Raw genomic sequence first — 11,989 nt, 5'->3', positions numbered from 1 at the left:
GGGGAGGACCGCGCTCTGCGTTTTTTAGCGCAGGAGCGACGGCCGCATTGTGCGGCCCGGCCGGGAGGGCGGGGATGGCGGTATTTTGTTTTCTCTGCCGCCGGGAGGTTGCCCGTCCCCGGGGTGTGCGCCCTTGTCCGCCCCTTGGCCGCAAGGTTCCCCTGGTTGCACCTTCAGTGGGAGGCCGCCGGCTGTCAGACTCCGAACTGCAGGGCGAACCCTGGCACCTTTACGTGTTCTGATGCACCCCGGACGTTGGTTCGAAGGCACACGGAATTTTGTTGCAAAGTGGAAGTCTATTAATGTAGCTTTCCAGCGTTGCAGCCTCTCAGCAATTCCGTAAATGGTCAGGTCTGGAAACGTGTTGGGGACAAACAATGCCGGGAAGCAGGATATATCGTCCTGTTGTCGAATTATGTCTTCCAAAATCATTGTCCGGCACTGCTCCGCAGATTTTGGTTCTAGTTATAATTTTATTCTGAGTTGTATATTTGTGTAAAATTTGCCAGTATATTGATTTCCGAGGCTACATTGTTCGGTGTCCTTGCCAAGGGAGTTGGTGTGTTGTCCGCCGTATGTTGGAAGATATTGCATGGTTTTTTTGATCGCTCCCAACGGATGACAATTTTAATGCCATAGTAACAGCGATAAAGGAGGTATTGCGCGTGAAAAATTGGAAGCTCGGGGTCAAAATCGGTGCCGGTTTTGCCTGTCTCATCGTGGTCGCCATGGCTCTCGGTCTGATGGGTGTTTTCAGTATGCAACATGTCAGGACATCCTCTGCCGCGCTGGCGGAACAGTATGTCCCGGAAACAGACGTGGCCAATGCAATTGAGCGCGCCTCCTTGAAAACACTCTTCGCCATGCGCGGCTATGCCATGACCCTGGAACAGCGCTATCGCGATCAGGCCAAAACCGAGATTGAGCACGTGCGCCAAGCCCTGGACCAGGCCCAGGCACTTTCCCTCAAATACCCCGGCCTGACCCGCCTCAAGGTGGATTTGCCCAAAATCAAGGAGGGGGCCACGACCTATTTCGCCCTGGCCGATGAGACGGAAAAAAATATCCAGGCTCTGGCCGAGGCCCGCAAGGCCATGGACATAGCCGCAACTGAGCTCATGGAGAGCGGCGTACAGCTTCTGGAAGCCCAGAAAAAGAAATTCGGAGAGGAAATCCTCGCGGATCTCGAGCCGGAGGTTCTGGCTGAACGGCTCGGAAAGGTTAATAATATCAATGAAATATTGGCCATCGGCTATGAAATTCGGGTGCGCAACTTCAAGGCCCAAGCCACGGGCGACCGCGCTCTGCGTCAGGAAGCGCTCGGCTTGTTCGCCAAGGCTGAGCCCATCCTCGTCCGTCTGGCCGCCGTTACGACCAAAGCGGAGGACAAGAAGGAACAGGAGGACGTGCGCCATGGCCTGGCCCAGTACAAGGCGGCAATCACCACGTTTGACACCGTCATGGCCGCGCTTACGGAACTTGATGCCAAACGCAATAAAACGGCTGACAACGTCCTGGCCGGAGCAACGGAAATGGCCGCTGCCGGCATGGCGCACACCAAAGAGCTGTCCCAGGAGGCCGTTCACAACCTGACCACAGCCTCCACGGTCATGCTGGGCGGTCTGGCCGCAGCCTTGGCGCTTTGTATCGCCGTGGCCGTCTACCTGACCCGGGCCATCACCCGGCCGGTCCATGCGAGCATGGATTTTGCCAACAAGGTGGCCGGCGGCAACCTCGACGACGAATTGGCCGTGCACCAGGGAGACGAGGTGGGCAGGCTGGCCGACAGTCTGCGCACCATGGTCAAAAATCTTAAGGCGCGTATCCAGGAGGCCAACGAGCGGTCTGCCGAGGCGGCAAACGAAGCCCAGCGGGCGCAGCAGGCCATGGCCCAGGCCGAAGAAGCCCAGCGCGAGGCCCTGGCCCAGCGCGACGCCATGCTGACCGCAGCCGGCACGCTCCAGGAGGTGGCCCAGGCCACGGCTTCGGCCACGGAAGAGCTGTCGGCCCAGATCGAGCAGGCCAGCCAGGGGGCGGGCGTGCAGTCCCAGCGGGCGGCGGAAACCGCCACCGCCATGGAGGAGATGAATTCCACGGTCATGGAAGTGGCCAGAAACGCCTCTCTGGCCGCCAGCACGGCTGATCAGGCCAAGGCCAAGGCGGTCACCGGCAAATCCGTCGTGGACGGGGTCGTCAGCGGCATTGCCCAGGTCCAGACCCATGCCCAGGGGTTGCAGCGGGACATGGAGCAGCTCGGTGAGCGGGCCAAGGGGATCGGGGCCATCATGGGGGTCATTTCCGATATTGCCGACCAGACCAACCTGCTGGCCTTAAACGCCGCCATCGAGGCCGCCCGGGCCGGCGAGGCCGGGCGCGGGTTTGCCGTCGTGGCCGACGAGGTTCGCAAGCTGGCCGAAAAGACCATGAGCGCCACCCGCGAGGTCGGCGAAGCCGTGACCGGCATCCAGCAGGGGACCACGGACAACGTGCAAAACGTCCGCAAGACCGTGGAAGTCATCGAGCAGACCAACCGCTTGGCCGGCGAGTCCGGCGATGCGCTCAACGAGATCGTCACCCTGGCCGACATGGTTGCCAGCCAGATTCAGTCCATTGCCACGGCTTCCGAGCAGCAGTCGGCCACCAGCGAAGAGATCAACCGCAGTATCGAGGAGATCAACCGCATCTCCATGGAATCCTCGGACGGCATGCGCCAATCGGCCCAGGCCGTCACCGAAGTGGCCTCCCAGTCCGGCGTGCTGACGCAGCTTATAAGCGAGATGCGCGGCGAAGAGACGGCAGCCCCCGGCCGGGGCCGCAAACGCGCCCTTTCGTCCTGATCTTTTCTTTTCAACGGTGCGGGTGGAATATTTGCGCCACGACGAGCGAAAAGGGCGGCCCCGCGAGGGACCGCCTTTTTTTAATGGTGTGGGCGGAGGGCGTTTGTTGGCAGAGGGGGGACTGCGGTTGACAACGCTGCCGGGTGGTATATATCAATGATAGATATCGGAGGGTCCCATGCAGGAAGCCAAGCTTTTTACCAACGGGCGCAGCCAGGCGGTGCGTCTGCCCAAGGAATTCCGTTTCGAAGGGGATTCGGTCGTCATCAAGCGGGTGGGCAAGGCTGTGGTGCTGCTGCCCAAGGGCGCGCCTTTTGACGGCTTTTTCGAGGCGCTTGCGCAGTTCAGTCCGGATTTCATGGAGGAGCGCGACCAACCCGCCGTGCAGGATCGGGAAGAGCAGCTCTAATGGCCTATCTGCTCGACACCAACATCTGCATCTATCTGATCAAGCACCGGCCGCCGCAGGTGCGCGAGCGTTTTGCCAAGCTCGCCTACGGCGACATGCGCCTGTCGTCGATCACGGTGGCGGAACTGGAATACGGCGTGGCCAAGTCGGCCGCCCGCGAGAAGAACGCGGCCGCCTTGCAGGCGCTGCTCCTGCCGCTGGAGATCGTGCCCTTCGACGCAACCGCAGCCGCCTGCTACGGTACGCTGCGGGCGGACTTGGAGCGGCGCGGCGAGGTCATCGGCAGTATGGACATGCTCATCGCTGCCCAGGCCCTGGCAAGCGGGTTGGTGCTGGTAACGAACAACATGCGCGAATTTTCGCGGATTGCGGGGCTTCGGTGCGAGAATTGGGTGGGGTGAGACGGGTAGTCGATTCAGCCAACATATCTTTATGATAGAAACATTGAGGCGGGGAAGCACAGAGGCCCTCGCCACTGGGACAAAGCTCAAAATCAGCTTCGATCCAGGCCATACGGTCTGACAGAGCAGAGTTGCCAGGGGATGAACACAAAAGGGCGGCCCCGCGCGGGACCGCCCTTTCTTCTTAGCCAATGGAAGCTTCCGGCCCTATTCGTCGGCCATCAGCTTCTTGATGCGATTTTTAAGCTCGCGCAGGCGGGCCAGGCGTTCGCCGAGCGCCCCCTGCTTCTCCTGCTCCTTGGCCACCACTTCGGCCGGGGCGCGGGAGACAAAATCCTCGTTGCCAAGCTTTTTTTCCACCACGGTCAGTTCCTTGACCGTCTTCACTTCTTCCTTGGACAGACGCAGATACTCCACGTCGAAGTCCACAGCGCCGGACAGCGGCACGTAAAGGGCGCAGGAGCCGGCAGCGGCCGAGGCCGAGGCCTTGGGGGCGACCACGTCCGGGCCGGCCTGGAAGGTCTCGAGCTTGGCCAAAAAGCTGATCATGGCCGTATTCTCGGTGAGCGAGGCCGCCTGGGCCGCAGACTCGGTGTGCACCAGGGCGGTCAGTTTCACGCCCGGGTTGATATTGAGCTCGGCCCGGATGTTGCGCACGCCGACCACGATGGAGCGCAACAGCTCCATGTCCGACTCGGCCGCGTCGCTGATCAGTTCCGGCCGCAGCGGCGGGAACGGCACCTTGGCCAGATTCGGTTCGGCAATGCCCGGCAGCTTGCTCCAGATCTCCTGGGTGACGAAGGGGATGATCGGATGCATGAGGGTCAGCGTTTCGGACAGGACGGTTAAAAGCACCCGCTTGGCCGCGCCCTTTTTGGCCTCGTCGTCGCCGCCGAGGTCCACCTTGGCCATTTCCAGGTACCAGTCGCAAAATTCCCGCCAGAAGAAGCCGTAGAGCTCCTGGGCCGCCTCGTTGAACTGGTAGCCCTCGATGGCCCCGGAAACGGTGATCTTGAGCCGCTCCAGGCGCGAGAGGATCATGGCATGGCACAGGCCGGCCCTGGCCGCCTCGGCCGGGGTGATGTCCGGCGCGCCCTCGCCCACGTGCATGAGGGCAAAGCGGGCCGCGTTCCAGAGCTTGTTGATGAAGTGGCGGTAGCCCTCGATGCGGTCTTCGGCCAGCTTGATGTCGCGGCCCATGGCGGCAAAGGCGGCCAGGGTGAAGCGCAGGGCGTCGGTGCCGTAGCGTTCCATCATGGCCAGCGGGTCGATGCCGTTGCCAAGGGACTTGCTCATCTTGCGGCCCTCGGCGTCGCGCACCAGGGCGTGGATGTAGACGTGCTTGAAAGGCACCTCGCCCATGAAATGCAGGCCCATCATCATCATGCGGGCCACCCAGAAAAAGAGGATGTCAAAGGCGGTGCTCAGCACCGAGGTGGGATAAAAGGTCTTGAGTTCCTTGGTGTTGTCCGGCCAGCCAAAGGTCGAGAAGGGCCACAGGGCCGAGGAGAACCAGGTGTCCAGGACGTCGGGGTCCTGGGTTAACAGCGACCCGCCGCAGGCCGGACAGACCGTCGGGGTCTCGCGCGAGACGATCAGCTCGCCGCAGGCGTCGCAGGTCCAGGCCGGGATGCGGTGTCCCCACCAGATCTGCCGGGAAACGCACCAGTCGCGGATGTTGTCCAGCCAGTCGTAATAGGTCTTGGTCCACTGGTCCGGCAGGATGGCGGTGCGGCCGTCTTCCACCGCCGCCCGGGCCGCCAGGGCCAGGGGCTTGGTCTTGACGAACCACTGCTTGGAAACGAAGGGCTCGATGACCGTGCGGCAGCGGTAGCACTCGCCCACATTGTGTTCGTAGTCGCGGATGTCGTCGAGGAGCTTTAATTCCTTGAGGTCCTCGACCACGGCCTTGCGGGCCACGGTGCGGTCCATGCCGCGATATTTTTCCGGGGCGTTTTCATTGATGCGCCCGGCCTCGTCCTGGACGGCGATGGCCTCCAGGCCGTGTTTGCGGCCAAGCTCGAAGTCGTTCATGTCGTGGGCCGGGGTGACTTTCAGGCAGCCGGTGCCGAATTCGCGCTCGACATAGGCGTCGGCAATGATCGGGATGCGCCGGCCAACCAGGGGCAGGATGGCGAACTTGCCGACCACGTCGGTGTAGCGCTCGTCTTCGGGGTGCACAGCCACGGCCGTGTCGCCAAGAAGCGTCTCGGGTCGGGTGGTGGCCACGGTGACGAACTGGTCCGTGCCCTCGACCGGGTAGCGGATGTGGTAGAGCTTGCCGATGTGCGGGGCGTATTCCACTTCCAGGTCGGCCAGGGCGGTGTGGCAGCGCGGACACCAGTTGATGATGTAGTCGCCCTGGTAGATGAGGCCCTCATCGTAGAGGCGCACAAACACTTCGCGAACGGCCTTGGACAGGCCCTCGTCCATGGTGAAGCGCTCGCGGCTCCAGTCGACCGATGCGCCAAGGCGGCGGATCTGATTCAGAATTTTGTCGCCGTACTCCTCGCGCCATTTCCAGACGCGCTCGATAAAGGCCTCGCGTCCGAGTTCCTCGCGCGACGAGCCTTCAGCGGCAAGGGAGCGTTCCACCACGTTCTGAGTGGCGATGCCGGCATGGTCGGTGCCCGGGATCCACAGCACCTTGCGGCCCTTCTGGCGGTGGTAGCGGCACAGGATGTCCTGGATGGTGATATTGAGGGCATGGCCCATGTGCAGGGCGCCGGTGACGTTGGGCGGCGGAATGACAATGGAATAGGGCTCACCCGGGCCGTCGGGGTCCGGGGTGAAAGTCTTTTCGTCCTGCCAGTAGGCAATCCACCGGGCCTCGACGTCGGCCGGCTCATATCCCTTGGAAAGGGCCTCGCTGGTCATTATGCGCTCCTTGGGGGTCTGCGGCGCGATACGCCGCCAAGCGGCCCTGGATACAAAAGATCGGCCCCGATGTCACGACCCGGGGCCAAGCCGGGCGTGGGGCGGCTTACAGGGCGTCGTCCGGGGCGGTTTCCCGGACGGTGACCGTGGCTCCGACCACCGTGCCGGTGTCCGAGACCACCGGGATGACCTTGAGCCGGGCGGTGAAGGCGCTGCCGTCCCGGCGCTGCCGTCGGGCCGTAAACGGAGGCACGTCCTCGCCCCGGCCGATGCGGGCCAGAATGCCCTGCACCTGGCTCCGGGCTTCCTCAGGCACGAGCATGGACACATTGTGGCCGATGGCCTCGGCTGGTTCGTAGCCATAGAGGGGAATGGCGGCCCGGTTCCAACTGATGATGGTCCCGCTAAGATCGAGGCCGACCACGGCGTCGGGGGAGGAATCGACCACGGCAGCCATGAAGTCGCAACGCTGGTCGGCAGTGGCCCGGGCGGTGATGTCCTCGATGGAACTGACCACGGCGGTGATGCGTCCGGACGCGTCGATCATGGGGGCGGCGTTTATGGACAGCCGGGCCAGGCTGCCGTCCGGGCGGCGGATGGCGTGGCGCACGTCGGTGACCGGCGCGCCCTGGGCCATGACCAGGGAAAAGGGCAGCGTGTCCGGCGACACGGGCCGGCCGTCGGCGTCCTTGAGGGCAAAGGCCGCGTCGTCAAAGGAGCGGGTGAGCAGGACATCGCGGGCCACGCCGAAAATCTCCTCGCAGCGCCGGCTGGCATAGGTCAGCCGGCCGTCCGGGGCGATCACGGTGATGGCCGCCGGCGAGGTGTCGGCGATGCGGGCGATGAGGTCGCGTTCGGCCCGAAGGGCGGTCTCGTTGTCTTCGAGGGCGCTTATGTCCTCGGCCATCTTGAGGTAGCCGACGATGGCTTCGCCGGTGTCGCGGATGGGGGTGACACAGGCCTGTTCGGAATAGATTTCCCCGTTCTTGCGGCGATTGCGGAACTTGCCGCGCCACACCCGGCCCTGGGTGACCGCGTCCCACAGGCTGCGGCTGACCTCGGGCGGGGTTTCCCCGGAAGCCAGCAGGGCGCAGCGCCGGCCCACGGCCTCCGAGGCCGCGTAGCCCGTGACCCGGGTAAAGGCGTGGTTGACGTATTCGATGATGCCGGCCGGGTCGGTCATGACCACGATGCTCGGGCTTTCCTCCACGGCCAGGGAGAGCTTTCGCACCTTGGCCTCGGCCTGCTTGATGCCGGTGACGTCGACAAAGGTCAGGACCACGCCCTTTATGACATTGTCCACCGTGACATAGGGCAGGATGCGTAAAAACAGCCGACGGCCGCGGGCGCTGTCCACTTCGGCCTGGAAAGGGGCCAGGGTCTTGAGCACCCGGTCGGCTGCATCGACCAGCCCGTCAAAGGCGAAGTTGAACGACACATGGGACAGCGGCCGGCCGATGTCGAAATCCATGAGGTTGATTTCCTCCTTGGCCGCCGCGGTGAACTTGCGCACGCACAGGTCGCGGTCGAGAAACAGCACGCCGATACTGGTGGAGGAAAGCAGGTTGTTGACATCGTTGTTGAGGTCGGTCAGCTCCTGAATCTTGTTCTGGTACTCGGCATTGACCGTGATCAACTCCTCGTTGACCGACTGGAGTTCCTCGTTGGTGGATTGCAGCTCTTCGTTGGCCGAGAGCAGTTCCTCGTTGGTGGCCTGCAGTTCCTCATTGGTGGTCTCCACCTCTTCGATGGTGGCCTGCAGGTTTTCCCTGTTGTATTTGAGTTCGTTCTCCAGGTCGATGATGCGCTGCCTGGCCTTGGCATCGAGGTCGAAGTGTTCGGCCAGGGTGTCGGGCACCGGGGCCTCGCTCTCCCGGAAGGTCAGGGCAAAAAGCCGCGTGCCGGACCCGGGCCCGGCAAAGGGGCGGATGGCCAGGTCCAGGCGCAGGCTGGCCCCGGCTTCTTCCAGGCGCACGTCCTTGTAGAAGACTTCGGTGTTTTCCCGGGAGGCCTTGTTCAGGCCCGTCTCCACGGCAATGACCAGATCCTGGCGCAACAGCGCCGCCACATCGAGGCTGGTGCGGCCCGGCCGCAGTTTGAGATAGCGGTCCACCTCGCCCATGACGTGGACCACGTCGTGGTTTTCATCGACCACCACGGTTGGCGGCAGGTAGCGGGCCACCAGATCGTCAAACAGGGCTTCCAGGGTCTGGCTTTCCAGATCCTCGCGCCGGCGCATCCCGGCCAGACGCGGCTTGCCCGGGATGCGCACCTGGGGCGGGGCAATGGTGAAGCCTTCGAGATTGAGCGGAATGTGCTTGCCCTGGGAACGGTAGAGTTTCCATTTGGGGTCGACAAGGCTGAAGGAATTGGCAAAACCGCCCACGGTCTCAGAGGAACCGAGGAAGAGGAAGCCGTTTTCGTTCAAGGCGAAGTTGAAAAAGGCCATGACTTTTTGCTGCAACGTCGGCTGCAGGTAAATGAGCAGATTGCGGCAGCTTAAGAGGTCGATCTTGTTAAACGGCGGATCCTTGATGATGTTGTGGGCCGCGAAGATGACCATTTCCCGGATGGGTTTGATGATCTGGTAGCCGTCGTCGCGGTGCACGAAAAATTTCTGCAGCCGCTCCCGGGAGACGTCCGTGGCGATATTTTCCGGATACAGGCCGTTGCTGGCAAATTCCAGGGCGTTGCGGTCGATGTCCGTGGCGAAGATTTTGACGTCGCGGATTTCGCCCACAGCTTCCATATATTCCCGGACCAGCATGGCCAGGGAATAGGGCTCCTCGCCGGTGGAGCAGCCCGTGGTCCAGATGCGAAGCGTGGTGCGCCGTTCCTTGAAGATCTCGGGCAGCACCCGGGCGGTCAGGGTGGCAAAGGCTTCGGGATCGCGGAAAAAATTGGTCACGCCAATGAGCAGGTCATTATAAAGGGCCGTTATTTCCTCAGGCGTCTGGTTGAGGTAGGCCACATAGTCCGACAGGCCGTTGATGTGATTGATGGTGAGCCGGCGTTCCACCCGGCGCAGCACCGTGGACTGTTTGTACAGGGTGAAATCCACGCCGGTCTGCTGCTTGAGCGCCAGATAGATCTGGTGCAGCCGGTCGTCGTCCTCGCGAAGCCCGGTCTGGCTGCGCAGCGTGTCCTGGACCACGGGATGGCGCAGATAGTTGAGCAGTTCCTCCGGCATTCTGGACGGGGGCATGACGAAATCGGCCAACCCGGTGGCAATGGCGTTTCGCGGCATCCCGTCGAATTTGGCCGAGTCCACGTCCTGGACCATGACCATGCCGCCTTCCTGCTTGATGGCCCGGATGCCCCGGGACCCGTCCGAGCCTGTGCCGGACAGGATGATGGCCACAGCCTTTTCGCCTGAGTTCTCGGCCAGGGAGTTGAAGAACACATCAATGGGATAGTTGGGGACCGGGCGGTCTTCCCGGGCGGCCAGATGGAGGCGGCCGTTTGCTGCGGTCATGACGGTCTTGGGCGGGATCAGGTAGATGGTGTCCGGGATGAGCGGGGCGTTTTCCTCGGCCTGGCAGACCCGCATGGGGGTGTGCTTGGAGAGCAGTTCCACCATGAGGCTTTTGTGGTCGGGCGAGAGGTGCTGGACCACCACGAAGCTGGCTCCGCAGTCGCCGGGCATGGCGGAAAAGAACTGTTCCAGGGCCTCGAACCCGCCGGCCGAGGCGCCGATGCCGATGATGAAGTGGGGTGCGGGCCGCGCCTCGGCCGGTTCGACCGTGTCCGGCTGCGACGGATTGTCAGAGAGGATGTCGTCTGTTTCGCTGGGCATCAGTCACCTTGGCGGCATTGGTCGCCGAATAAAATTTTGATATATAAAAAATTGTTCCGAACCAGTCTTGCCCGGCTTCCTCTCCTGTCGCAGGAACGCCGTCCCCTTTCCCCATTTGGGGGGTCCGGGGGCCTCAGGCCCCCGGCCGCCGGAGGCATTCCCCTCTCCACGTTTCCAGACAAACCTCAGCCCATCAAGTAAAACGCCGCCGCCTGGAATTCAAGGAGCTTCTTGCCGGGCGGCGGCTGTGCCTGTAGGAAATGGCCATGGCTGCGCCGTTTGCCGTGTTGTGGGACCATTCCCATTTGTGGGGGCTGCTTCTGTGCCGGGGGCTGGCCGCCTTGGGCGTGGACTTTGCCCCGGTGACCTGCGCGGCCGTGGCCGACGGGGCGCTGGCCGGCGCTCCGCCCCGGGCCTTGCTCGTCCCCGGCGGTTTTGCCCGGCGCAAGTTTGCCGCCCTGGGGCCGGCCGGCGTGGCCGCCATCCGTGGCTATGTGGCCGGGGGCGGGACCTATTTCGGCGTGTGCGGCGGCTGCGGCCTGGCGCTCACCCATCCTGAGGGGCTGGGCCTTTGCTCCTGGACGCGCCGTCCCTTTGCCGACCGGCTGGAGCATCTGGTCAGCGGCCATGTCCGGCTGGCCGTGGCCGAGGGGACGCCGTTTTTCCCGGCGGCCGCGCCCCGGGACATTGAGGTGCCGGTGTGGTGGCCGGCCGGTTTCGTGCCGCCGCCCGGAGAGGGCGGGGCGGCCGGTGAGGCCGGGAACGCTGTTTCGGTGGTGGCGTCCTATGCCGGGGCCGGAGCCGACCTGATGCTGGCGGACATCGCCCTGGGGGCCATGCCCCAGGCCTTGCTCGGGGCCTGCCAGGAGCGTTTCGGGCTGACGCTCACCCCGGAATTCCTGGACGGCGGGGCCTGCGTCATTGCCGGCGATTTCGGCCGGGGGCGCTATGTCCTGTCCCACGCCCACCTGGAGACGCCGGATTCGCCCCGGGCCAATGTCTGGCTGGCCCATTTGCTGCGCCTGTTTGCCCCTGATGCCGGCATTGCCGGGGAGGCGGTTCCGGCCTGGAACCCGGCCGGGGAGCCGGAGCGCTTTGCCGATCCGCATCTTGGTGCGGTGCGCCGCGACCTGGAATCGGTCATCAGCGCCGGCATCGATTCACGGCTTCTGCTCCAGCGCAATGCCTGGCTGCTGGGCTGGCGGCCGGGAATGCCCGGCTTTTCCCTGTCCAATCTGGCCGCCATGCTGGCCGGCGCAACCGCCTTGCCCCCGACTGAGGCGGCCCTTGCCTACTGGCGTCAGGCCGGGCCGGAGTTCGCCCGTCTGGCCGGGGGCTTTGCCCGCCGGCTGGAGACGTTTTTCCCGGCCCAGCGCCTGGAAATCACCTTGTCGCTGGTGGAGCGCCGGGCCGGGGTCGAGCCGAATCTGGCGGCCGAGCGGCGGGAACTTTTTGGCGCATCCCCGGGTGGCGGCGGGCTTTGCGGCGAGCTGGCCGAGCGCCTCGACGGCCTGCTGCTGCGCCTGCTGGCCTGAGTAGAAGGCAGAAGATGCCTCCGGCGGCCAAAGGGGCTGAGCCCCTTTGGAATCCCCACCTGGTCTGCGGTCCCCGGGATTTTCTTCCCCGTATCCCTCCTGTTTGGGGGGCGCTTTTGTCCTCGGGCCAAGCC

At 63.8% G+C, this 11,989-nt stretch carries 6 protein-coding genes; 4 read left to right on the top strand and 2 right to left on the bottom strand.

Translation table 11 applies throughout. The features are described from left to right. Positions 1-665 precede the first annotated feature (665 nt). From DVDV_RS13190 to DVDV_RS13180, 3 genes are all read left to right on the top strand, one after another. Entirely contained in the window at positions 666-2,837 is a 2,172-nt protein-coding gene (locus tag DVDV_RS13190) for a methyl-accepting chemotaxis protein (RefSeq protein WP_075355115.1), read from the top strand. A 178-nt stretch (positions 2,838-3,015) separates the two neighbouring features. Continuing rightward, positions 3,016-3,246, top strand: coding sequence for an antitoxin (locus DVDV_RS13185; RefSeq protein ID WP_075355114.1), 231 nt, complete (start codon positions 3,016-3,018; stop codon positions 3,244-3,246). Then, positions 3,246-3,647, top strand: coding sequence for a type II toxin-antitoxin system VapC family toxin (locus DVDV_RS13180; RefSeq protein ID WP_075355113.1), 402 nt, complete (start codon positions 3,246-3,248; stop codon positions 3,645-3,647). Before DVDV_RS13185 ends, DVDV_RS13180 begins: the two co-directional genes overlap by 1 nt. 207 nt (positions 3,648-3,854) lie before the next feature. Here the strand turns inward: DVDV_RS13180 and DVDV_RS13175 are convergent, their stop codons facing one another. Both DVDV_RS13175 and DVDV_RS13170 read right to left on the bottom strand, forming a co-directional pair. Further along, a complete protein-coding gene (locus DVDV_RS13175; RefSeq protein ID WP_075355112.1) occupies positions 3,855-6,524 on the bottom strand; it encodes a valine--tRNA ligase in 2,670 nt (889 codons plus the stop codon). Between the two features lie 106 nt (positions 6,525-6,630). Continuing rightward, a complete protein-coding gene (locus tag DVDV_RS13170) occupies positions 6,631-10,320 on the bottom strand; it encodes a chemotaxis protein CheB (RefSeq protein ID WP_075355111.1) in 3,690 nt (1,229 codons plus the stop codon). Positions 10,321-10,586: 266 nt separating this feature from the next. On the opposite strand from DVDV_RS13170, the gene DVDV_RS13165 reads away from it, so the two are divergent. Next, on the top strand, positions 10,587-11,855 hold the full coding sequence (locus tag DVDV_RS13165) for a hypothetical protein (protein WP_075355129.1): 1,269 nt from the start codon (positions 10,587-10,589) through the stop codon (positions 11,853-11,855). Positions 11,856-11,989: the final 134 nt, after the last annotated feature.

The organism is Desulfovibrio sp. DV (assembly GCF_001936595.1).
Lineage (GTDB): Bacteria > Desulfobacterota > Desulfovibrionia > Desulfovibrionales > Desulfovibrionaceae > Solidesulfovibrio.
Note: the sequence above shows the minus strand (reverse complement) of the source record. Positions and strands in the feature narration are given on the sequence as shown.